The organism is Vibrio sp. D404a, assembly GCF_030248535.1.
In the GTDB taxonomy this organism is placed as follows: domain Bacteria; phylum Pseudomonadota; class Gammaproteobacteria; order Enterobacterales; family Vibrionaceae; genus Vibrio.
This window is the reverse complement of sequence record NZ_JAHGAJ010000038.1, coordinates 15607-38875: the sequence shown is the minus strand read 5'-3', so window position 1 is coordinate 38875 and position 23269 is coordinate 15607. Positions and strand designations below refer to the sequence as shown.

The 23269-nt window shown below is 46.3% G+C and carries 19 protein-coding genes and 1 riboswitch; of the genes, 12 read left to right on the top strand and 7 right to left on the bottom strand.

The annotated features are described in order from the left end of the window. The first annotated feature begins 347 nt into the window (after positions 1-347). The 9 genes from KI655_RS20290 to thiH all read left to right on the top strand — a co-directional run bounded on the left by KI655_RS20290 (position 348) and on the right by thiH (position 11004). Positions 348-2261, top strand: a complete 1914-nt coding sequence (locus KI655_RS20290; protein WP_285408230.1) for a methyl-accepting chemotaxis protein — start codon at positions 348-350, stop codon at positions 2259-2261. A gap of 177 nt (positions 2262-2438) precedes the next feature. Next, positions 2439-3821 carry a multicopper oxidase family protein gene (locus KI655_RS20285; protein WP_285408228.1) on the top strand — a complete coding sequence of 461 codons (1383 nt, stop codon included), beginning with the start codon at positions 2439-2441 and terminating at the stop codon, positions 3819-3821. 109 nt (positions 3822-3930) lie between these two features. Then, positions 3931-4314, top strand: a complete 384-nt coding sequence (gene crcB / locus KI655_RS20280) for a fluoride efflux transporter CrcB (protein ID WP_255229588.1) — start codon at positions 3931-3933, stop codon at positions 4312-4314. A gap of 80 nt (positions 4315-4394) precedes the next feature. Continuing rightward, positions 4395-4493, top strand: a riboswitch (TPP riboswitch). Between the two features lie 158 nt (positions 4494-4651). Further along, entirely contained in the window at positions 4652-6592 is a 1941-nt protein-coding gene (gene thiC / locus KI655_RS20275) for a phosphomethylpyrimidine synthase ThiC (RefSeq protein WP_285408226.1), read from the top strand. Then, positions 6592-7971: a thiamine phosphate synthase gene (locus KI655_RS20270; protein ID WP_285408225.1), complete on the top strand. Its 1380-nt coding sequence runs from the start codon at positions 6592-6594 to the stop codon at positions 7969-7971. The genes thiC and KI655_RS20270 overlap by 1 nt, the downstream gene beginning before the upstream one ends. After that, the gene (gene thiF, locus KI655_RS20265; protein ID WP_285408223.1) at positions 7964-8719 is read left to right on the top strand and encodes a thiazole biosynthesis adenylyltransferase ThiF; all 756 of its coding nucleotides are present in this window, start codon (positions 7964-7966) and stop codon (positions 8717-8719) included. Before KI655_RS20270 ends, thiF begins: the two co-directional genes overlap by 8 nt. 175 nt (positions 8720-8894) lie before the next feature. After that, on the top strand, positions 8895-9098 hold the full coding sequence (thiS, locus tag KI655_RS20260) for a sulfur carrier protein ThiS (protein WP_373417304.1): 204 nt from the start codon (positions 8895-8897) through the stop codon (positions 9096-9098). Between the two features lie 5 nt (positions 9099-9103). Then, on the top strand, positions 9104-9871 hold the full coding sequence (locus tag KI655_RS20255; protein ID WP_285408221.1) for a thiazole synthase: 768 nt from the start codon (positions 9104-9106) through the stop codon (positions 9869-9871). A 20-nt stretch (positions 9872-9891) separates the two neighbouring features. Further along, a complete protein-coding gene (thiH, locus tag KI655_RS20250; RefSeq protein ID WP_285408220.1) occupies positions 9892-11004 on the top strand; it encodes a 2-iminoacetate synthase ThiH in 1113 nt (370 codons plus the stop codon). A gap of 130 nt (positions 11005-11134) precedes the next feature. On the opposite strand, the gene KI655_RS20245 is transcribed toward thiH, so the two are convergent. Together KI655_RS20245 and KI655_RS20240 are read right to left on the bottom strand one after the other, a co-directional pair. After that, positions 11135-12925 (bottom strand): aminopeptidase P family protein, encoded by a 1791-nt coding sequence (locus KI655_RS20245; protein ID WP_285408218.1) that lies wholly within the window; start codon positions 12923-12925, stop codon positions 11135-11137. Between the two features lie 204 nt (positions 12926-13129). Then, entirely contained in the window at positions 13130-14071 is a 942-nt protein-coding gene (locus KI655_RS20240; RefSeq protein WP_285408216.1) for a LysR substrate-binding domain-containing protein, read from the bottom strand. A 103-nt stretch (positions 14072-14174) separates the two neighbouring features. Here KI655_RS20240 and KI655_RS20235 point away from each other — a divergent pair, with 103 nt between their 5' ends. Then, a complete protein-coding gene (locus KI655_RS20235) occupies positions 14175-15374 on the top strand; it encodes a multidrug effflux MFS transporter (RefSeq protein WP_285408214.1) in 1200 nt (399 codons plus the stop codon). A gap of 104 nt (positions 15375-15478) precedes the next feature. Then, a complete protein-coding gene (locus KI655_RS20230; RefSeq protein WP_285354144.1) occupies positions 15479-15760 on the top strand; it encodes a hypothetical protein in 282 nt (93 codons plus the stop codon). 82 nt (positions 15761-15842) lie between these two features. Here the strand turns inward: KI655_RS20230 and KI655_RS20225 are convergent, their stop codons facing one another. From KI655_RS20225 to KI655_RS20210, 4 genes are all read right to left on the bottom strand, one after another. After that, positions 15843-16301: a DoxX family protein gene (locus KI655_RS20225; protein ID WP_285408213.1), complete on the bottom strand. Its 459-nt coding sequence runs from the start codon at positions 16299-16301 to the stop codon at positions 15843-15845. A 10-nt stretch (positions 16302-16311) separates the two neighbouring features. Beyond that, positions 16312-17073 carry a DNA-binding domain-containing protein gene (locus tag KI655_RS20220; protein WP_285408231.1) on the bottom strand — a complete coding sequence of 254 codons (762 nt, stop codon included), beginning with the start codon at positions 17071-17073 and terminating at the stop codon, positions 16312-16314. After that, positions 17067-17930: a DUF692 domain-containing protein gene (locus KI655_RS20215; RefSeq protein ID WP_285408212.1), complete on the bottom strand. Its 864-nt coding sequence runs from the start codon at positions 17928-17930 to the stop codon at positions 17067-17069. Before KI655_RS20215 ends, KI655_RS20220 begins: the two co-directional genes overlap by 7 nt. 72 nt (positions 17931-18002) lie before the next feature. Then, positions 18003-18263: a DUF2282 domain-containing protein gene (locus KI655_RS20210; protein ID WP_032552258.1), complete on the bottom strand. Its 261-nt coding sequence runs from the start codon at positions 18261-18263 to the stop codon at positions 18003-18005. A 265-nt stretch (positions 18264-18528) separates the two neighbouring features. On the opposite strand from KI655_RS20210, the gene uvrD reads away from it, so the two are divergent. Next, positions 18529-20706, top strand: a complete 2178-nt coding sequence (gene uvrD / locus KI655_RS20205; RefSeq protein ID WP_285408210.1) for a DNA helicase II — start codon at positions 18529-18531, stop codon at positions 20704-20706. Positions 20707-21431: 725 nt separating this feature from the next. Here the strand turns inward: uvrD and ggt are convergent. Next, complete coding sequence (ggt, locus tag KI655_RS20200; protein ID WP_285408208.1) at positions 21432-23189, bottom strand: gamma-glutamyltransferase; 1758 nt, start codon at positions 23187-23189, stop codon at positions 21432-21434. Between the last annotated feature and the right edge of the window lie 80 nt (positions 23190-23269).

Here is a 23269-nt window from a genome sequence, read left to right as displayed (position 1 = left end):
GAATCTCTCCACCCCTGCCATATTAAGGCTCTAGCAGAAATGCTAGAGCCTTTTTGCTTTCTGACACAAAGAAACCACAATTGGCAGAGCAGCGGATTCCCCTATTTACCAAAACTGCGCGTATTGCGATCTGGAGTGTCATCCCGCTTGGTAGCAAGTCCTATCAAATCTTGTAACGTTAGCCTTAATCTTCGTAATTTCAAAAGCTTACTGACTGATTGGTATTCACCTAATTGATGTTTTGATGTGCAATAAAGTGTGATCGATATATTAACTTTATTGCAATGTAATTAAGTTAAGTCTCAATAGTGATACATTTGTTCAAATTTATAAAATAGAGCTTAAAAATGAATGTGTTAAGTAGCTTTAAGGGAAGAGTGGTTACCGTTGTCATTCTCTTAATTACAATGTCATTAACGGTATCGAGTTACCTATCCTATAAACAACTCTCAGCATCAATTGAAGAACGGATTAATGAATATTCGATGCTGAAGATTGAGACCACTAGCGACACAATTACAACTTGGTTAGATACTATTAAATCTGGCTTAGTATCAAATGCCCCTGACTTCGTCTCAGTTAACAATGACCAACAAATTCTTCTGATGATCAGACAGATAGCTAATACTTCTCCGGCTTCAGATATTTTAGTTGGTTATGAAGATGGTCGTTCCTACGGCAATAATAGCGGTAAACGCGACGTGGCAAATTACGATCCAAGGTCTCGAGATTGGTATAAACAAGCAGTTGCCAAACGAGACACGATTGTTACCGATATCTACAGTGATGCTTTGACGAAAAGCTTAATGGTCAGTATTGCTGAGCCTTTTTATGCACAGGGTGAACTACAAGGCGTATTACTTGCAGATATCGAACTTACACTGCTTGATGAACTGGTAAGAAAAGCACCTTTCCCTGGGGCTATGATGGGTCTATATGACCAAACTAGTCTAACGATTGCCTCTAATGGTGAAGTTGATGTTCCTGGTGAGACAAAGCTCTATGATTTTGCTGATCTTAAGCCATTAACCGATTCTCTACTGTCTCTCCCATCTGGTATGCAAGACTACAGCCTAGGTGGGGTAGACAAAGTGGCCTTCTTCCAAACTATTCGAATTGATGATGCAGTGACTTGGCATCTACTCGTAGGTGTCGATAAGTCGATCGCTTATGCCGAAATGGATGAAGCATTAGAGACTGCTCTTTACTCTACCGTTATCCTGCTTGTGATTTCCTGTGCGATCTTTTTAGTGATTCTTAACTATGCATATCGACCTATTTTGGCCTTAAAGAGCACCATATTAGATTTATCGCAAGGGCATGGTGACTTAACCCGTCGACTAGAAGTCCACTCTCAAGACGACCTTGGTCAGATAGCACAAGCTGTGAATACCTTTATTAGCAACCTTCAAAGTATGATGCTTGAGGTAACCAGTGCTTCAAATCAGATCTCGCAAAACATCCATTTGCTTGAAGAGCAGACTCATAACAATGAAGCTGTATTGACCTCTCATGCGATGGAAACCACGCAGGTGGTTACTGCTATGGCAGAGATGAATTCAACGGCTGATAGTGTTGCAGAGAGCGCTTCTAAGACGGCTGAATTCACTAAGATGACGAACGATGAGGCTAGCCAATCGAAAGAGGTTGTCGCAAGCGCTGTTCGCAGTGTGGCTGAATTAGTCGGCGAAGTGGAAGCCATGGCGCAAAGCATTCAATCGATGAACGAAGACTCTCAAAAGATCGGTTCTGTTCTGACTGTTATTGGTGAGATTGCCGATCAAACTAACTTGCTTGCACTCAACGCAGCGATCGAGGCTGCTCGGGCAGGGGAGCAAGGTCGAGGCTTTGCCGTGGTTGCTGACGAAGTTCGTGCGCTTGCTGCGAGAACGCAACAGAGTACTTCTGAAATCAATAGTATGTTGGCAAATCTTAACGAGGGTACGAGAACGGTAGTCAAAGCAATGGACGACACTAAAGTGCGCTGTGAAGAGACCGCTCATACCACAGAGAATGTTAATCAGAGCTTAGACGTAATGGTTAACTCGATAGTGCGTATTAATGATCTTGGTCTTGAGATCGCTACAGCAGCGAGCCAGCAAAGTGCGGTGACCGATGAAGTGAGCCGCAATATGACAACGATTCAAGGGATGGTGAATGAACTGACTGACAATGGTGCTCAAGCCTCTGCAGGCACGGTTCAATTAACCAATAGCAACAAGCAACTGCTGGCGATTGTTGATCGCTTTAAGCTTCAATAGTTTGTAGTTGTCGTATTGTTTATATGGGAGGCGGAAACGTCTCCTTTTTTTATTTGTGTCATTCTAAGAACCGGTTAATTTCACAGGGTTATCTAAGACTCAAAATTGGCATCGTAATGAGAATTGTTATTAATAATCTGTTACATTTTGTTCAGGTTAATTTAAGAGTAGAACAGTATGGATATTTCTCGTCGTCAGTTTATTAAGTCTTCTATTGCTATATCAGCGCTATCAATTTTACCCGCTTGTAGTGTTACTCAATCTGTCGATGAAAAAGGACGATACGTGTATGACCTGACGGCGGAGCCTGCAACAGCTGAGCTAGTGCCAGGGTACACGACCAAAGTACTTGGCTTTGACGGTCAGATTCCTGCTCCTACTATCCGTTGTCGTCAGGGTGAAAAAGTGGTGATTCGTTTCACCAATAAGCTATTAGAGCCAACCACCATTCACTGGCATGGTCTCAGAATTCCGATTGAAATGGATGGCGTACCATTCCTAAGTCAGCCACAAATCATGCCGGGTGAGACCTTTGTTTATGAGTTCACGCCGCCAGATGCGGGTACCTTTTGGTATCACCCACACATGAATAGCGTCAAGCAGCTTGGTATGGGGCTAGTCGGACTGATTATTGTTGAAGAAGCACAACCAGTGGTTTTTGATGAAGAGCTACCACTGATGCTTAAACATTGGCATCTTGATAAGCAAGGGCAATGGAAAGATTTGATGATCCCACGAATGAGTGCTCGTATGGGTACTCCTGGTGAGTGGAGTAGCGTAAATGGTGTTCACGAGCCGAAATACCAAATCAAGCAACACGCGACAACACGTCTTAGAATCGCCAATGTCGATAATACGATTACTTATCCTATTGCGGTCGAAGGTGTAGAGGCTTGGGTTATTGCTATCGATGGTAATCCTGTCAAAACGCCTTATCGACTAACACAACACAAGATTGGCCCGGGTATGCGAGTGGATATCGGATTTGTGGCTCCAGCCAAGGGCAACACCATAGACGTCTTACAAATGAAAGGACGCTTTCCATTCTCGTTATGTTCATTAGAAGTCGTGGACTCGAACCTGCCTTCTGGACAGACATTACCTTCTTTACCACTCAATCCGGTTCCTAACCTAGACCTCGAGAATGCCACCGAAATCGATTTTCTGTTTGAGTGGGAAGGTGCGATCAGTCCAACAGGAAAAGATGGCAAGTCGATGCCTAAATTTTGGCTTACCAATAAACGCGCATGGGAAGGGATGAGTAAAGACAATATTCCTGAACCACTCGCGACTCTAGAGTTGGGTAAGACATACATTTTCGATCTCAAGAACGTGACTCAGTATCACCACCCGATCCATATTCATGGTCATACATTTACAGTGCTTGAGCTGGATGGAAAAAAAGTCGAAGAGCCATTCCATACTGATACGGTTTTACTCGGTAAAAATGGCAGTGCAAAAGCTGCGTTTGTTGCTGATAACCCGGGGCGTTGGATGTATCACTGTCATGTCATTGAGCACATGAAGACCGGTTTAATGGGTTATATCGAAGTAAAGTGACACCTGTAACTTTTTAATCTTGAAATTTATCCAAGTAATTTATTCACAAATTATCTCGAAAAAAAATCGAGTCCGGCTAGAATATCCTTAAGTCTTATGTGGGGGAATTATGGGTCAGTTTTCAATTTTAGGGTTTATCGCCATCGGCGGTGCATTTGGTGCGTGCTCTCGTTACTTAATTTCTGAGCTGTGTGTGGTGCTATTAGGGCGTGGTTTTCCGTACGGCACTCTGACAGTGAATGTTGTTGGTTCATTTATTATGGGTCTACTCATTGCTGCGTTTGAGAACGAAATGGTTGCAACGGAACCGTGGCGTCAGATTATTGGGTTAGGCTTTCTCGGAGCACTAACAACATTCTCGACTTTCTCTATGGATAATGTGTTGTTAATGCAGCAAGGGGCATTTTTCAAAATGGGACTCAATGTACTGTTGAATGTTGTATTAAGCATCTCAGCTGCATGGATCGGCTTTCAGTTATTAATTAAGAGTTAGTATTTCAGATCTAGTTCTCTATATTCACATCAAATTCACACAGGTCGGCTTGGTTTAACCAAGCCGATTTTATATACTGAATTCACTTGTCGGAGTGCCATAAGGCTGAGACCGTTCATTCGGGATCCGTTGAACCTGATCAGGTTAATACCTGCGAAGGGAACAAGAGAAGATATCCTTGCTGGAATTCTCTCTAGCAGACCTATCATTTAGCTAAGCATTAGGCCGCTTTTACCTGCCATAGGTATGCCGATGTTCAGCTCCTCTTGTCGCATCTTTCCGCCAAGCATTTTTATCCGAATTTATTATCTAGAATAACGAAGCAAGGAAAAATGCTATGTCGAATCGCAAGCAAGCGAGACTGGAAGCAAAACAGTTTATAGAAACTCTCTCGGTACAGCCGTACCCAAATTCAACCAAGGTTTACGTTGAAGGCTCCCGTGCCGATATTCGTGTCCCGATGCGTGAGATCTCTTTGGCAGACAGCCTCATTGGCGGCACCAAAGAAGCGCCTATCTTTGAGCCTAATGAGCCTATTCGAGTTTATGATACCTCAGGTGTGTACACTGACCCGGAGCATGAAATCGACCTATATCATGGCTTACCTAAGCTCAGAGAAGAGTGGATCGAAGAACGTGCTGACACAGAACTTTTAGATGACGTTAGCTCGGTATACACCAAAGAGCGCCTTGAAGATGAAACCTTAGACGAACTTCGTTACGGCAATCTACCACGTATTCGACGTGCTAAAGGTGGCCAGTGTGTAACTCAAATGCACTATGCGCGTAAGGGAATCATTACCCCAGAAATGGAGTACATTGCTCTTCGTGAGAACATGGGAAGAGCAATGTATCGTGATGAAGTCTTAACTCAGCAACACCCAGGTCAAAGCTTTGGGGCAAACCTACCGAAAGATATTACGCCTGAGTTTGTGCGTAAAGAAGTCGCTGAAGGCCGTGCAATTATCCCTTCAAACATCAATCACCCTGAATCTGAGCCGATGATTATTGGCCGTAATTTCCTTGTGAAAGTGAATGCCAATATTGGTAACTCTTCGGTGTCTTCATCAATTGAAGAAGAAGTCGAGAAACTGGTATGGGCGACGCGTTGGGGTGGAGACACGGTTATGGATCTCTCGACCGGTCGCAACATCCATGAGACGCGCGAGTGGATTCTGCGTAATAGCCCAGTGCCAATCGGCACGGTGCCTATGTATCAAGCGCTGGAGAAAGTGAATGGTGTTGCCGAAAACCTTAACTGGGAAGTGATGCGTGATACCTTAATTGAGCAAGCAGAGCAGGGCGTTGACTACTTCACTATTCATGCTGGCTTGCTGCTTCGTTATGTACCAATGACGGCAAAGCGTGTTACTGGCATTGTGTCGCGTGGTGGTTCTATCATTGCTAAGTGGTGTCTGGCTCATCACCAAGAGAGCTTCCTTTACACTAACTTCCGTGAGATCTGTGAGATCTGTGCTAAGTACGATGTCGCTCTATCATTGGGTGATGGTCTGCGTCCGGGTTCTGTTGCTGATGCGAATGATGAAGCCCAATTTGCTGAGCTTCGTACTCTAGGTGAGCTGACTAAGATTGCCTGGGAATATGACGTTCAGGTGATCATTGAAGGGCCGGGCCATGTACCAATGCATATGATCAAAGAGAACATGGATGAGCAGCTAGAGCACTGCCATGAAGCACCTTTCTATACTCTAGGTCCACTGACAACGGATATCGCACCGGGCTACGATCATATTACCTCGGGCATCGGGGCTGCCATGATTGGTTGGTATGGCTGTGCAATGCTGTGTTACGTAACACCAAAAGAGCACCTTGGTTTACCAAATAAAGAAGACGTTAAAACCGGTTTGATTACCTACAAGCTTGCCGCTCATGCTGGTGACTTAGCCAAAGGTCATCCGGGTGCACAAGTTCGTGATAACGCCTTATCTAAAGCCCGCTTTGAGTTCCGCTGGGAAGACCAATTCAATCTATCTCTCGACCCTGAAACGGCACGCGCTTTTCATGATGAAACCTTGCCGCAAGAGTCTGGCAAAGTTGCTCATTTCTGTTCTATGTGTGGACCTAAGTTCTGTTCTATGAAGATCTCACAAGAGGTGCGTGAGTACGCTAAAGATACGGAACAGGTTGCCGCTGACCAAGCAATATCGATCAAGACACTTGATGATCCGCTAGAGGGGATGCGTCAAAAGTCACAAGAGTTCCGCGACACTGGCTCGGAGCTTTATCACCCAGCTGCAACATCAGAGGTGGTTGAGTAATGAATAGAATCCTTATTCCGTCATCATTGATTGAGCTAACCGGTTTAGTTCAGCAATGTTTGTTGTTGGCGAAAGAGCAGGGTTTTAGTATCGACAGCATCGAGTTGGGTGTAAGCCCAACTCAATGTGTTGAACTTGTTCAAGACCAACTCATTACATCGATTTCTAGCGATATTATTCAAACGTCAGCGTTAGATAGCTCAACGGATTATCGCTTCCTCTATCGCTCAGAGCTCTCGATTAAGTCGTGCGCACAGCGAGCCGTTGGCTCAGTTTTCATAGGCGTTGCCGATCAACCTGAACACAGTGATGGCAAACACCTTGATATCTGGCGTCATCCCATCAACGGTGAAGTCAGAGCATTGTCCGTCACCTCTCAACAGGCCTCCAACCTTGTTGCTGGGAGTCACTTCGCGTGGGTGCTAACGCTGCTAATCCTCGATTTCCCTATTGAAGATACGCTAACTCTGGCGCGTGCAATGATGTCTCCGCAGGGAGATGTTTCACGTGAAACATCGGCTTTGTCTGACAGAACACGAACAGTGAATCATTCCATTGATTGGGCATACCACTTCTCAGCATTCCCGACTCCAGTTCTTGAGGATGCGCGGTTGGGCATTCAAGTCGGATGGTCTGCACAGGGGGAGTCCGTTAGCTTTCCTACACTGACAAAGCAGAGTCTTGGGCTGTACCCAGTAGTGGATGATGTGGATTGGATTGAGCGTTTATTGCCTATGGGGATTAACACCATCCAACTACGCATCAAGAATCCGCAACAAGCTGACTTAGAGCAACAGGTGCAAAGAGCGATTGAACTAGGTCGACAATACGATGCCCAAGTTTTCATCAATGACTATTGGCAGTTGGCGATCAAGCATGGCGCTTATGGTGTACATCTTGGTCAGGAAGATATTGAAGAATCCAATCTGGCACAATTGAGCCGGGCGGGTATTCGACTGGGTCTATCAACCCATGGTTACTATGAGCTACTACGTATTGTTCAGATCCACCCAAGCTACATTGCATTAGGACATATCTTCCCAACCACAACCAAAGATATGCCCTCTAAACCTCAAGGTCTTGTGCGTTTGGCTTTATATCAAAAGCTGATTGATACCATTCCTTATGGAGCAACTGGCCGTAAGGAAACGCAAGCCATTGAGCAACTGGGTTACCCAACAGTGGCAATTGGCGGTATCGACCAAAGCAATGCCGATCTGGTTTGGCAGTCTGGGGTAACAAGCTTAGCTGTGGTTAGAGCTATTACTTTATCTGACGACCCACAGGCTGTGATTGATTTCTTTAGCAACCTGATGCGAGAAAGACAGCAGACATTCACTGTGACTCAATCAAATGAAGTAGGGGAAGTGTGTGCTTAATGATAAGGAGTTTTTGCGCTATCAACGTCAAGTCGCTCTCCCAGAAGTCGGTGAAAAAGGCCAAGCCCAGCTTGGTCAATCTCACGTACTCATTATCGGCTGTGGTGGATTAGGTAGTGCAGCGAGTCTGTATTTAGCCGCAGCAGGTGTTGGGAAGCTTGTCGTCGTTGATGATGATGTTGTCGAGAGCAGCAATCTACAAAGGCAGATCATCTATCGTGAGCAAGATTTAAAACAAACCAAAACAGCAGCGACCGCAAAGCAATTGTTTGAGCTCAATCCGATGGTGCAGGTTCGTGCTATTGAAAAGCGCCTTGACCAGAATCAGCTGTCACTCGAGATCATGCTTGCCGACGTTGTGCTTGATTGCAGCGATAACATGCCAACGAGACAGATGATTAATCGAGCTTGTTATGAGCAAAAAACGCCGCTGATTTCCGCTGCAGCAATTGGATGGCAGGGGCAGTTTGCTGTCTTTGACTATCAAGACTTACAACCTACGTCGGCTTGTTATCGCTGCCTATATCCATTCGATGAACTGAGTCAGGCTCAAAAGTGCAGCGAAAGTGGCGTGATTGGTCCGGTCGTAGGGACGTTAGGAAATTACCAAGCACTGGCGGCGATTCAAAAACTCGCTACGGGCCAGTTTCATGTTGCGACAAGTAAGCTGCATATCTTTGATGGCTTGCGAATGCAGTGGCAACAGATGATGGTACCAAAAGACAACAACTGTCAGGTATGTCGTTAGTACCTGAACACCCAGAGCACATTGCTCCATGAGAGTGATGAAGCTATTGAGGCTCTGCTTGCAGTAGCAATAGCTTTCGATGCTCTGCTTAAGAAGCAATCGTCGAGAACATAGAGAATTAAAACAAATGACAACAGTACAACAAAGCCTGAGTGACGGGCTTGAAGGCGGTGAGATGATCACTGTCGCTATCAACGAACAACAGCAACAGGTCGCGAGTCAGTCCAATCTTCAGCAAGTGATTGTTCAATTTGAATTACCAGAAATGGGCTGCGTGTTTGCCATCAACAATAGCGTTGTTCCACGCAGCGAATGGGCAAGCACCGTATTATGTGAGGGAGATAGTATCTCTCTGTTTCAAGCAATTGCAGGGGGATAACTGAGATGCTACGTATTGGAGATAAGCAGTTCGAATCGAGACTGTTCACCGGAACAGGAAAATTCGCAAACAGTGGTTTAATGACAGAGGCGATTCAAGTTTCTGGTTCTCAACTGGCTACCATGGCTCTGAAACGAGTCGATGTTAACGACCAACAAGATGATATCTTACAGCCTCTCGTAGAGGCAGGTGTTAGCTTATTGCCGAACACCTCGGGCGCTAAAACGGCAAAAGACGCCGTATTTGCTGCCCAACTTGCACGCGAAGCTCTGGGGACCAACTGGCTCAAGCTAGAAATTCACCCAGATCCAAAATACTTAATGCCAGACCCAATCGAAACGCTAGCCGCAGCAGAACAACTTGTACGTGAAGGCTTTATCGTTCTTCCTTATTGCCATGCTGACCCAGTGTTGTGTAAACGCTTAGAAGAAGTAGGTTGTGCTGCGGTAATGCCATTGGGCGCACCAATCGGTTCGAATAAAGGCATCGTCTCCCACGACTTCCTCGAAATCATTATCGACCAAGCTAACGTGCCCGTAGTAGTTGATGCTGGGATAGGCGCGCCTTCTCATGCGGCGCGCGCAATGGAGATGGGTGCGGATGCGGTGCTAGTAAACACCGCGATTGCTGCTGCAAGCGATCCGGTTGCGATGGCAAGAGCTTTTAAGTTGGCTGTTGAATCTGGTCGTATGGCTTATGAAGCTGGATTAGCAGGTAAGGTATCTCACGCTGTGGCATCGAGCCCTTTGACGTCATTCTTAGATGAGCTTTAACTGATGAGCGAGGAGTGACCATGAGTTTTGTTGAACAATTTAAACAGCTCAATTGGGATGACATTTCGATGTCGATTTATGCCAAGACTGCGCAAGATGTAGAGCGTGCTTTGAACAAGCCTAAGCGCGACTTGGAAGATTTCAAAGCGTTAATCTCACCGGCTGCTGAGCCTTATCTAGAGCAAATGGCACAGCTGTCGTACTCACTGACGCGCAAGCGTTTCGGTAATACGATGTCGCTATACATACCTTTGTACCTGTCGAACTTGTGTGCCAACGCTTGTACCTATTGTGGCTTCTCAATGGAGAACCGCATCAAGCGCAAGACACTTGACCGTGATGAAGTCTCCGCAGAAATTGACGCCATCAAAGCGATGAAATTTGATAGCGTGTTGTTGGTAACTGGTGAGCATGAAACCAAAGTAGGGATGAAATACTTCCGTGAAATAGTGCCGATGATTAAGGACCAGTTTAACTACCTTGCGATGGAAGTGCAGCCACTCGACCAAGAGCAATATGTAGAGCTCAAGACTTTAGGTCTCGATGCGGTGATGGTGTATCAAGAGACCTATCATCCATCGACCTATGGTGAGCATCACTTGCGTGGCAACAAGACTGACTTCGAATATCGCCTTGATACCCCAGATCGCTTAGCGAAAGCAGGTATCGATAAAATCGGTATTGGTGCGTTGATCGGTCTAGAGGAGTGGCGCACGGATTGTTTCTATGTGGCTGCACATCTAGATTACTTGGAGCGAACCTATTGGCAGACTCGCTATTCAATCTCGTTCCCACGTTTGCGTCCTTGTGAGGGTGCTTTACAGCCCAAATCAGTGATGACGGATAAACAGTTAGTGCAATTGATCTGTGCGTATCGCTTGTTAAACCCAGAGGTAGAGTTGTCACTATCGACTCGCGAATCACCTGCATTTAGAGACAATGTATTGCCACTCGGAGTCACCTCTATGTCAGCAGCGTCGAAAACACAGCCCGGTGGCTATGCGATGGACGATGTCGAGTTAGAGCAGTTTGAGATCAGTGACGAGAGAAGTGCGGCATCTGTCGAAGGGATGATTCGTGATAAGGGGTTCGATCCAGTATGGCGTGATTGGCATTCGGCGTATTCAGGTTAACCACAGTATGGAGTGTTTCACGTGAAACATTCTTGAACATCTGGCATAAAACTACTCGGTTACCGTTAATAAAAGGCTCTCCAATGGAGAGCCTTTTAGATCGCGGGAAAATAGTCTCAAGCAAATGAGATTAAGAATGCGCTAATGGTAGGGTTGCAGCTTGAAGCCACTCTTTTACATCACCCTCTACAAGTGGGCTGATGTCGTCCCATACCTTCTGATGATAATCGTTAAGCCAAGCCAATTCAGGGCGAGTTAACATATCAACGTTAATGTTGCGTTTGTCGATTGGACAGCGCGTTAGTGACTCAAACGACAGTACAGGGAAATCACCCTGAGTTGGTGTTTCAACAACTAACTCTAGGTTCTCAATACGAATACCAAATGCGTCTGCGCGGTAGTAACCCGGTTCATTCGACAGCACCATACCTTCAGTAATAGGTACATCAATTTGCTTCTTCGAAATGCTAGCAGGACCTTCGTGGACACTTAAGAAGTGACCTACACCATGACCGGTGCCGTGGTCGTAATCGTAGCCTTCAGCCCAAAGGTGCTGACGAGCAAGGGTATCGATTTGGTAACCGCGTGTACCTTTCGGGAATCGAGCACGAGCCACACCAATATGACCTTTTAGTGCTAAGGTGAACTGCTTAATCATCTCTTGTGATGGCTGACCAATCGCGATGGTGCGTGTGATATCGGTTGTACCGTCTAGGTACTGACCGCCTGAATCAACAAGGTAAAGCGTATTTAGCTCAAGCTTACCTAGTTCAGGTTGATTCTCATGGTTGTAGTGACACATAGCTGCGTTACCACCGGCAGCAGAAATGGTATCAAAGCTTAGATCCATTAGTGTTGGGTCTTGTTGACGGAAAGCCTCGAGCTTGTCTGATAGCGTCGCTTCATCGTGTAGGTTACCTGCAGCAACTTCTACATCTAACCAACATAAGAACTGAGTCATCGCAACACCATCGCGAACATGACACGCTTTCATGCCTGCGATTTCTACTGCATTTTTTGCTGCTTTTGGCATTAGGCATGGGTCAGCTTTGCTCACTACATTAGCGCCTGAGTTTTGCAGCACCAGTTTAAACCAAGCATTGCTGGTCGCTGGATCCACAAGAACGTTTTTGCCTGTTAGCACTTCTAAACGAGATTGAAGTGCTTCTGGGTGATGGACGGTCACACCAGCACCCACGTGAGCAGCAAACTCAGCTGGGATACGTGCTGGGTCTAGGAAGAACTCAACACTAGAATCTGAGTGGAGGATAGCGTGAGACAATAGTACAGGCAGGCGAGAGACATCTAAGCCACGTACATTCAATAGCCAACAGATAGAGTCTAGCGCTGTGATAACTGCGCTATCAGCACCTGCTTTTTTAACAAGCTCGGCGATCTCTTGGCGCTTGCTTTCGCTTGATTGACCAACAGCGTCTGTTGGCATTAGGCGTACGTCAGAAACAACCGGTGCAGGGCGGTCGCTCCACAGCTCATCGATAGGGTTGCTTTCTAATATCTTAAGTTCAATGTCATCAGCTAGCTTAGCTTGAGCTACGTCTAGCCACGCAGAGTTGTGCATTCGAGGGTCGATAGCAACAGATGCACCTTGAGCAAGCTGTTCTTTGATCCAGTCAAGAGCAGGCTCTTCAATCAGATGACGATATTCGAAAAGTTCCGCAGGAACCTGTTTGGTCACTTGTACTGTGTAGCGGCCATCGACAAACATTGCTGCTTTGTCTTTAGTGATCACAGCAGCGCCGGCTGAACCCGTAAAGCCTGTTAGCCAATGTAGGCGCTCATTGTGAGCCGGTACGTATTCACCCAAGTACTCGTCTTCGTGTGGGACAAGTAGGGCGTCAATATTGTGTTGTGCTAGCCATTCGCGAATTGCATTCACGCGGCTTTGAGTATCGTTATGCATCTGTGTTTATTCCTTCAAATTACCGCTCCTTGATGCTCAGGTGTGGGCGCTGTATTCATCGGCTTAACGCAAAATATAGTTCAACTGAACAAAGTCGATATTTCAATTGAGCTGGAATACAACTGGCCATAGATGAGCCAAAAAGGACTATCGACAGTTAAGCTACTCATTTTATCGTAAGAGAGCAAACGGCGTACGTCATTTTTATCTAAGGTGTAGAGTTTTTTCTTTGATGATATCTCGCAGCCAAGTTAGAGCAGGGTCGTTTTCTCTGTCTCTATGCCAGAACAGAGTGTATGCCATTGGCGGGAATTCCAGAGGCAGCGGCACGACCACGAGATCCATCTGTTTAGCAACAAGATAAGTAAAATGGCTCGGTGCTGTGAACACAAAATCGGTGTAGGTACACAAGCTAGCGGCGCTATTAAAGTCAGGTACAGAGATTGCGATATCACGCTGTCGACCTATATCAGCAAGCTTATAATCGAGCAGCCAGCGATCATTACCATCGCACCTTACCTGCACATGTCTCTGTGCAAGGTAAGTTTCTAAATCCCAATTTTTTTCAAGAGCAGGGTGGTTGCGCCTCAACACACACATCTGCGCATCGCGATAGATCTCTTGCTCACAGATATCATCGGGTGGCAGCATGGTGAGCCGCGCGTCATTGATGTCGATGTCTTTGCCGGTTAATCCAATATCAAGTTCGCCAAGCTGAAGCTTCTTGAAGGTTTGCTCGGTCCACGCGTGGGTATTGATATTAACGTGCGGTGCTTGTTGGAAAATTGCGGGTAAGAAGTGTGGCAGGATAAGCGGATAAACACTCTCAACTGCGGCGATGTGGAAGCTGTGATCGCTATTGTAGGGCGTGAAAGTTTCTGGCTGAGAGAGCACCTCTAGTTGGTTAATCAAGTTCTCCAAGCGCGGCTTAAGGAAGACAGCTTTAGGTGTCGGACGTAAGCCATGAGCGCTACGAGTAAACAGCGGGTCGTCGAATTGCTCCCTTAACTTTGCTAATGATTTACTGACGGCTGACTGACTTAAACAAAGCCGATGAGCGGTGCGGGTGACACTGAGCTCTTCGAGGAGAACCTGCAAGCAAACTAGTAAATTGAGGTCAATTCGAGACAATTTTTCGAGATTCATGAGATTTTCCATATGGGAATAATGGTAATGAGTATAAGCCATTTTTGTTCATATCTTTAGTTGGTTATGATGCGCAACATAATTTATTAACTAGGAGAATCGTGTGTCTTCGAATGTGCTTCCATCCCCGAGTAAGCTGCAAGTAGCACTATTGGCTATGCTTGTTCTGTTCAGCCCATTGGCGATCGATATTTACTTACCAGCTTTACCTCAAATCTCTGCGACGTTTCACGTGGAACACGCGTTAGCACAAGACACCATTACCTGGTTCCTATTCGCGATGGGTGTTGGCCAACTGTTTGCCGGCCCTCTTGCGGACAAATTAGGTCGCCGAACTGTTGCCCTTGGCGGTATCAGCATCTATGCAGTGAGCGCTTGCTTGGCGTGGGCCGCTCAGTCTATTGATATGATGTTGATGGCTCGACTGCTTCAAGGATTAGGAGCGTGTGCAACATCTGTTGCCGCGTTCGCAACAGTTCGCGATCTATTTGGTCCAGAAAAAAGTGGCAAGATGATCAGCTACCTAAACGGAGCTATCTGTTTCATTCCTGCTCTAGCACCTATTTTAGGTAGTTGGTTAACCCAAGAGTTTGGTTGGCGCTCAAACTTCAGCTTTATGGCTGGGTTTGCCGTTGTTGTAGGTGCGATTCTTTTCTTCCAGATGAAAGAGACCAACCCGGCAACAGAAAAGGTTGCGGTATTTAAGCTTGAGCGTTATTGGTCCGTTCTAAAAACGCCATCGTTTGTTTTCCACGCATCTCTGTGTTTGATGGCTATGGCGGTGATCTTAGCGTATGTAACATCGGCGCCAGTGGTTCTGATGGAAAGCCTCGGCATGAGCATGAACGAATTTACCTTCTGGTTTGGTATCAATGCAGCATTCAACATCATTGCGGCATTCACAGCACCTAAGTTCATGGATCGCTTTGGTACATACAAGACATTGGTAGTTGGTATTCTTCTGTTGGGCTTAGCAGGCGCACTGATGTTGGTATTGGCGAACCATGCGACAGCACTCGCGTTCATGTTCCCAATCTTCCTATCATCGGTTGGCTTTGCATGGATTCTGGGTGCGTCAGCAGGTAAAGCATTAGAACCGTTTGGTGACCGTGCGGGCACCGCGGCTGCATTGCTAGGTCTGTTTCAAATGAGTGGCTCTGGTCTACTCGTTGGTACCATGCAGCGTTTGCAATTGGAGCCTCAAGTGATGATTGCACTGCAGATGTTCCTGATTGTTCCAGCTCTATTTATACTGTTTGGTAAGGCCGGTAGATCTTGGCATGGCGTGCTTAAGCAGGCGTAAGTCAATTGGATGACAAATTATACAGATGGACAGTTTTTCCATCGTTAAAACATGGTATATTTATCGCTCATTAAACTGTGAGTATCACAACGGATAATACTGTAATGTCATTAACAACCTACGAAATGGCACGCGTCTTAGAGCAAATGGAAGACGCCCCTGAAAAGGTCATGTTTGGAAAATTGCTAAACGAGCTTGGTAATCAGAGCGGCGAGCGTATTCGCAGCGCTGCTAAACAGGTTCCTATCAACACACTGCGTGACATTGTTTTTCAATTTCAAAGCGTGATTGAAGATCGTAAAGGTGAGCAAGTTGAGCTGTTAGCAAAAGAGATGGTCGAGCAAGGTATTTCAGCAGAAGACCTGCAAGCATTTCTAAACAAGTAATGACGTGATGTTGCTTGGTAAAAAAACCACTCAAAGGAGTGGTTTTTTTGATCTTGATGTTTAGTAACTCAAGGGATGGTGTCTAGCTGCGAAACTGTCTCTTTAGGAGATGGTCAAGCGAGAATGGTCCCGCACCCCAAACGATGACGATCAGTATCATCAATCCCCAAAGTTGGTGGTCGTAGAACCCTTGTTCCCAAAGCACAGGGTAAGAGACAACAGCAATAATGTTGAAAGCAAACAAGATCACGGCCATTGGGCGACTTAACAATCCTAATGCAATGAATACTGGAAGAATGAGTTCAGCTGCGGTGCCCATGTAGGCTGCCATTTCCCAAGGGATTAATGGCACCTGATATTCGAGTTCGAATAGAAATAGCGTGCTATCCCAAGTCGCGATCTTAGTCAGGCCAGAGTTGAAGAATACCCAGGCTACCCACAAGCGACAAAACAGCAGTAATGCAGGTACAAATAGAGCTTGGAATTTATCAACCAGCCCGTCGTATTGAGCCATCATGTTGGTCACGGTGTTATTGTCCATTTTATTTCTCCTATTCGTCGCCAATAGAAAAGCCAGAGATGATATTGAGTGCTAAAACCTCATTAAGATGGGGTAGCAATTTAGGGTCGATATCAGCGAGCGTGTGTTGGGCTTGGAAGGCTTGCAGAAGCTGAAAAACTTCTCGCGTCACAATATGGGGTTCCAAGGTGTGGTTGTTCATTTTCTGTAGCGCACCAAACTCGGGCTGGGCGATATCTAAACCATCAAGTTGTTCATGGATCATCGCCTGTTCTAGTGTCATAACTTGATAGTCAAAGCTGAGTAGAACCACATCAGAGAACAAGTGAAATATCAGCTCACCATGTTGCTGCGCTGGAATCGTAGAGAGAGCGGCCAGTGGATACTGTGTGCCAATATTCAGATTGGGTTCGGCTCGCATTAATGCATCTTTATGCCACTCGTATTGAATCATGCTCGCTAAATAGGGGGCGGCATCAATCACGGCAGGAAACTCACTCACTACCGCATCAAAATCTTCACCATACTCAGAAATATCTCCCGATTGAGGAGGCGTATTGAGTACATGATGACGAGCAAGTTGAGCAAAGCATTCCTCTCCAACCAAAGCCAGTGTCAACGGGTAGGTGGCAGCGAGCACATCGCTCACGCTAATCACAAAGTTATTACGATAGATCTGTAGTCGTTGGCTATCTGAGAAGTGGTCGCTGACGACTTGGCATTGAGTATCATCACCCTGATAGCGCAGCGCCTGCCCAAATGCATGTTGTACTTCTGCTAAGGAATTCATGATGCTTGGCCTTCTATTGGCTGGACGCTTTGGCACTGATACAGCAGGTTACTCGCCTTTTCGGCTTCGCCGAGGAGCACTTCTGGTTCGGGGATATCTAAGTCCCATTCGATTAATGTATGCCGCGTGCCGTGTGTCATGATCCAGTGGCTATAAAGCTGCCACACTTCATCACAAACGGGTTTACTGTGGGTGTCTATCCAGATCTCACTATCTTCTAGCTGCTTCTTGGTGAACCCAGCAAGGTGTATCTCATCGACGGCGCTGGCAGGAATTCCTTCTAAATAAGTGTCACAGCTGAATTGGTGATTGAATGAAGAGACGAAAATATTGTTGAAATCTAATAGTAGTCGACACTCAGTCCGTTGTTGAACCTCGGCTAGGAACTCCCATTCAGGAATCGTCGAATGCTTGAAGGCGAGATAGCTGGAAGGATTTTCAATCAGTAACGGTCTTTGCAGGGCGTCTTGAACTTCCAATACATTCCGACAGAACACATCAAGCGCTTCTTCTGTGTAAGGAAGTGGGAGCAGGTCGTTAAAGTGATGGCCACCGGTTTGACTCCAACTGAGATGGTCAGACACCAAGAAGGGCTGAATATCATCAATCAGACGTTGAAGCTGATTTAGGTGACGCTGACTAATACGCTCAACAGAACCTAAAGATAACCCGACACCATGGCAGCTTATTTGATGATCCTGGCGAATTGCTCTTAGTTGCTTGGTGGCTTGGGCATGTGGGGAGAAGTAATTCTCACTGTGGATCTCTAACCAATCGACCTTGTGTGAGTTGTGGCTAAAATAATCTAAGTGAGGTGTTCTTAAACCCACGCCTGCCAGCGGGTGTAGAGGATGAGCCAAAAGTATTCTCCTTCGGTGGGTGGAACAATCCAGGTGAGCTGATAGGTATGCTCACCTGGTTTACTGCGGATATTATGAAGATTGAGTGCTACCGCCAGTAAGCTTGCCACAAAGCCCTTTAGGTACGACAACGAATGCATCGCTTTGGTTATCTTCTTTTGCTGTACCAGCACATGAGCTTGTTTTAGTTGCACAGTCATTTTGACCAGCTTTAGACACGCCATAACACTTTTCTTTCGCTGCCGCTTCAGCAGGAGCCGAAGTTAGAACAGTACCACCAAACGCTAGTACACTTGTGATTGCAGCAGTTACAGCAAGATTAGAATTTTTCATAGTCATTCCCTCTAGACTTAATTGTTGTTTACATTGAGCAGGTTAAGGATTTGTTAACTTGCTTAGTAAAAAGGATAGGAAGAACTAAGAAATAATTTCAAAAGAACTGAAGATTTATAGAAATAAATGATATATCAATATGTAAGATTATGATTATTAATAATTTATTTTTGGATATTTTTTCTTCTTATTCTCCTAAACTGCGCTCTGTGTTTAGGTTATAATCAACTTTTATGTATAAATACCCAGTAGTGAGCAAACCCAAATGATTGATCCTTCGCTTTTACTCGACGGCCTCAACGACAAGCAGCGTGAGGCGGTGGCTGCACCCTTAGAAAACTTGCTGATCCTAGCGGGGGCAGGCAGTGGTAAAACGCGAGTGTTGGTGCACCGTATTGCTTGGCTGCAAACTGTTGAGCAGGCGTCGCCGTTTTCTATCATGTCGGTGACCTTTACCAACAAAGCGGCCGCTGAAATGCGTGGTCGTATTGATGAGCTGATGATGGGCTGCTCTTCAGGTATGTGGAACGGAACCTTCCACGGTATTTGTCACCGTGTTTTGCGCGCTCACTACTTAGATGCGAAATTGCCAGAAGACTTCCAGATTATTGATTCCGATGATCAAATTCGTTTATTGCGCCGTCTGATTAAAGCGCAAAATCTCGATGAGAAACAGTGGCCAGCGAAACAGGCCTCTTGGTGGATCAATGGTAAGAAGGACGAAGGATTACGTCCAAGCCACATCGATACCTACAATGACCCAGTCACCAAGACCTGGCTTAAGATCTACGCTGCGTATCAAGAGGCGTGTGATCGTGCTGGATTGGTCGATTTTGCTGAGATCTTGCTGCGTTGTCATGAGCTTCTGCGTGATAAAAAGCACATTCGTGAACACTACCAAGCGCGCTTTAAGCATATTTTGGTCGACGAATTTCAAGATACCAACAACATTCAATACGCGTGGCTGCGCATGATGGCTGGTCCTGACTGTCGAGTGATGATCGTAGGTGATGATGACCAATCAATCTACGGCTGGCGCGGCGCTAAAATTGAGAATATCCAAAAGTTTTTAGATGAGTTCCCAGGTGCCTCCACCATTCGTCTGGAGCAGAACTACCGTTCAACCAAGACCATTTTGCAAGCATCGAACGAACTGATCTCGAATAACACTGAGCGTATGGGTAAAGAGTTGTGGACAGACGGCAACGATGGCGAACCTATTTCAGTTTATTCTGCTTACAACGAGCTCGACGAAGCGCGCTTTACGGTGAGCAAAATCAAAGAGTGGCAAGACAAGGGTGGAGCATTGAATGATACGGCGATGCTTTATCGTAACAACGCCCAGTCTCGTGTACTCGAAGAAGCTTTGATTCAAGGTGGATTGCCTTACCGTATCTACGGCGGCATGCGATTCTTCGAACGTCAGGAGATCAAAGATGCACTGAGCTATCTGCGATTGATGTCTAACCGCAATGATGACGCAGCCTTTGAACGTGTGGTGAATACGCCAACGCGCGGTATGGGTGATAAAACCTTAGAGACCATTCGTTTTGCTGCGCGCGATCGTGGCGCGACGATGTGGCAGGCGAGTATCGCACTTCTTGAAGAGCAGGTTTTGGCGGGCAGAGCAGCAGGGGCATTGAGCCGATTTATCGAGCTTATCAACGCACTAGAAGATGACACTCACGAGATGAGCCTGCATGAACAGACTGACCACGTGATTAAGTCGTCTGGCTTGTTTGCTATGTATGAGCAAGAAAAAGGCGAGAAGTCGAAGGCACGTATTGAGAACTTGGAAGAGCTAGTAACGGCGACTCGTCAATTCGAGAAGCCAGAAGAAGCCGAAGAGATGAGCTTGCTGACGGCATTTTTGACTCATGCCGCACTGGAGGCGGGTGAGGGTCAGGCCGATGAGTTTGATGACGCTGTTCAATTGATGACTCTGCACAGTGCTAAAGGTCTTGAGTTCCCAATGGTGTTCATGGTTGGTGTCGAAGAAGGAATGTTCCCGAGCCAGATGTCTGCCGAAGATGCGATGCGCTTGGAAGAGGAGCGTCGTCTCTGTTATGTAGGTATGACGCGTGCAATGGAGAAGCTCTACATCACCTACGCAGAAATGCGTCGCCTATATGGCCAAGATAAGTACCACAAGCCATCACGATTTATTCGTGAACTGCCTGAAACTTGTCTTGATGAAGTACGAATGAAAGCACAGGTAAGTCGTCCGGCAAGTAGCGGTCGCTTTGGACAAACCGCGGTTAAAGAGAACTTCAACGAAACTGGTTTTAGCTTAGGCTCACGTGTTAAACACCCTAAGTTTGGTGAAGGTACCATTATCAACTTTGAGGGCAGTGGTCCACAGAGCCGAGTTCAGGTGGCCTTCAACGGCGAGGGTATCAAATGGCTGGTAACTGCTTACGCTCGTTTAGAGAAGCTAGGTTAAGCGCTAGAAAACTAGAGTGATTTGAAAAGCTGCTTTAGGGCGGCTTTTTTGTTGAGCGATACTTAGGCTGAGTACCCGCAAGGCTATAAACAGCAGATAAAGAAAAACCCCGAGAGCTTGCGCTCATCGGGGTCTATAGTCTTACTCGCAGCAATCCGGCTACTAAGTGTGCTCCATGCATCTAATCCATGATAGTGTGCTGTTATCCTTCAGCTTATTCCTTTCGTCGCCTTCCTAGCGGTGTCCTTGATCTTATCCTGATCTGCCAACAATCCTCGTTAGCGCGCGTCACTTGTTCCTTGAGCGGTGTCCCTTACATCATCCTGATGTTCAGTCCTTTCCTCGTCCAGAGGTGTCCATTGTCTTTCCTTAGTAGCAACCATCCTAGTTACTATTGCGTCCATTCAATGTCCAGTTTCGCTATCCGTGCCGATTATTCATCCTGAGTAATCGAATCTTCATCCTGAAGATAACCAAGTCCTTGGTGTTTTCCTGTTCCGTGTCAGCATCCTTCCGACACCATTCATATTACCGATCCCCAATTTATCAGCAATGGCTGAAACTCAAATTTCTCACAGCAATATTGGTGTTAAAATAGACGTATTGTTTTATTTCAATGGTTTAGGTGCTGTTGTTGCTAGTTTTCTTAGTTAAATATCGATATATACTCACTACTTTGTAAGAGATCTCTTACAAGGCAGTGAGTAAAAAGGCGTAGTAACCGACTATTTACCTATCGCTGCACCTTCACGGCGAGGGTCGGCAGCCCCCTCTAAGCCATCTTTAGTGATGCGAATAGCGTGTAAACCAGAGTTAAGATCGCGAATATTGACCTCAAATCCCATCTTTTCTAGCTCAGGTTTGAAGTTTTCGGCTGAGGTACCTTTTTCTAGATCTAAGGTACCAAAACGATTTAGGAAGTGTGGTTGGTTGATCGCTTGCTGAATATCCATCTCCCACTGTGTGTGAGCGATGATTGCCTGTGCAACATAACCTATGATGCGGCTGCCACCCGGAGAGCCAATCGCCATGTAAGGCTTGTCATCTTGCATAATGATGGTTGGCGCCATCGAAGAGCGTGGACGCTTGCCCGGTTCTAGGCGGTTAGCAATAGGCTTACCATCGTTATGAGTTTTGAATGAGAAGTCGGTTAATTCATTATTAAGTAGGAAGCCTCTCACCATTAAGCGCGAGCCAAACGCATTCTCAATCGTCGTGGTCATGGACACGACATTGCCATCGCTATCGACGATATTGAAGTGACTGGTGGAAGGAAGCTCAATCGAGATATCTTGGCTTCTTTGCATCGCGTGATCCCAAGGTGGCGTACCTGATGGCGCGCTTTCCAATGCCTTTCCTGCAGTGATGAGCTGCGCACGTTCTTTAAGGTAGTCAGTGTTTACTAACCCTTGTGTTGGCATTGGCACGTAATCTTGATCTGCCATGTACATACCACGGTCTGCAAAGGCTAGGCGAGAAGCGTCTGCTAACACTTGCCAAGATTTTGCATCGTTTGGTCCCCAAGATTTGAGATCAAACTGCTCAGTCATTGCTAAAATTTGTCCGACAGTGAGAGCACCTGAACTTGGTGGTCCCATGCCACAGATATCGTAGCTCTCATAAGCGGAACATACTGGCTCACGCTGTTTGATTGAGTACGCGTCGAAGTCTTTTTGCGCTAAGACACCGGGATTCCCCTTGGCGGTTTGTACGGTGTTGATGATATCTGCAGAGATTTCACTTTGATAAAACGCTTTGGCACCGTCTTTGGCAATGGCCTCTAGTGTTGCAGCGTACTCTGGGTTTTTAAGAAGAGTTCCTGCGGTCTTTGGGCTGCCATCGGCATTAAAGAAGTAGGCTTTCGTCGAAGCAAAACGGCTGAGGCGTTGTTGGTCATTGGCTATTAACGTCGCCAAGCGTGGGCTGATAATAAAACCTTTCTTGGCCAATTGAGCGACGGGTTCTATCAGTGATGCCCACTCTAGCTTGCCGTATTTCTGGTGAGTATCCCAAAGTAATTGAACAGTACCCGGTGTACCCACCGATCGCCCACCAACAACGGCATCATAAAACTTAAGTGGCTGTCCGTTTTCGTCTTGGAACAGGCGAGGCGTCGCATCCAGTGGTGCGGTCTCGCGGCCATCGTAGGTCTTGAGCTGTTTGGCTTCATTATCGAAATAGACAAGGAAGGCGCCACCACCAATACCAGATGATTGTGGCTCAACCAATCCAAGCATCAACTGCACAGCAACCATGGCGTCTACCGCGTTACCGCCACGCGCTAGTACATCGGCACCAGCCTGGGTTGCCAATGGGTTAGCTGCTGTGACCATCCAATCGTTGGCTTTGACGAGTTGCTTGGCTTCTAAACCACTACTTTGTTCTGGGGCGACGGAATCGGCAGCTTGATTTGCCCAACTGACATGAGAGGCAAAAAGTAGGGTAGAAGTGGCGAGGGTTGTTAGTTTTGTTTTCCACTGCATGATCTTCTCCTTTTCATATGCAGAGCTAGATTGGCAGTGGAAAGAGCATTTAGCCAGTACGTTGTTAACGAATTGTAATC

Excerpts from the sequence above, each read along its gene's own strand:
- KI655_RS20290 (WP_285408230.1), top strand. The coding sequence starts at position 348 with ATGAATGTGTTAAGTAGCTTTAAGGGAAGAGTGGTTACCGTTGTCATT.
- KI655_RS20285 (WP_285408228.1), top strand. The coding sequence starts at position 2,439 with ATGGATATTTCTCGTCGTCAGTTTATTAAGTCTTCTATTGCTATATCA.
- crcB (WP_255229588.1), top strand. The coding sequence starts at position 3,931 with ATGGGTCAGTTTTCAATTTTAGGGTTTATCGCCATCGGCGGTGCATTT.
- thiC (WP_285408226.1), top strand. The coding sequence starts at position 4,652 with ATGTCGAATCGCAAGCAAGCGAGACTGGAAGCAAAACAGTTTATAGAA.
- KI655_RS20270 (WP_285408225.1), top strand. The coding sequence starts at position 6,592 with ATGAATAGAATCCTTATTCCGTCATCATTGATTGAGCTAACCGGTTTA.
- thiS (WP_373417304.1), top strand. The coding sequence starts at position 8,895 with ATGATCACTGTCGCTATCAACGAACAACAGCAACAGGTCGCGAGTCAG.
- KI655_RS20255 (WP_285408221.1), top strand. The coding sequence starts at position 9,104 with ATGCTACGTATTGGAGATAAGCAGTTCGAATCGAGACTGTTCACCGGA.
- thiH (WP_285408220.1), top strand. The coding sequence starts at position 9,892 with ATGAGTTTTGTTGAACAATTTAAACAGCTCAATTGGGATGACATTTCG.
- KI655_RS20245 (WP_285408218.1), bottom strand. The coding sequence starts at position 12,925 with ATGCATAACGATACTCAAAGCCGCGTGAATGCAATTCGCGAATGGCTA.
- KI655_RS20240 (WP_285408216.1), bottom strand. The coding sequence starts at position 14,071 with ATGAATCTCGAAAAATTGTCTCGAATTGACCTCAATTTACTAGTTTGC.
- KI655_RS20230 (WP_285354144.1), top strand. The coding sequence starts at position 15,479 with ATGTCATTAACAACCTACGAAATGGCACGCGTCTTAGAGCAAATGGAA.
- KI655_RS20225 (WP_285408213.1), bottom strand. The coding sequence starts at position 16,301 with ATGGACAATAACACCGTGACCAACATGATGGCTCAATACGACGGGCTG.
- KI655_RS20210 (WP_032552258.1), bottom strand. The coding sequence starts at position 18,263 with ATGAAAAATTCTAATCTTGCTGTAACTGCTGCAATCACAAGTGTACTA.
- uvrD (WP_285408210.1), top strand. The coding sequence starts at position 18,529 with ATGATTGATCCTTCGCTTTTACTCGACGGCCTCAACGACAAGCAGCGT.
- ggt (WP_285408208.1), bottom strand. The coding sequence starts at position 23,189 with ATGCAGTGGAAAACAAAACTAACAACCCTCGCCACTTCTACCCTACTT.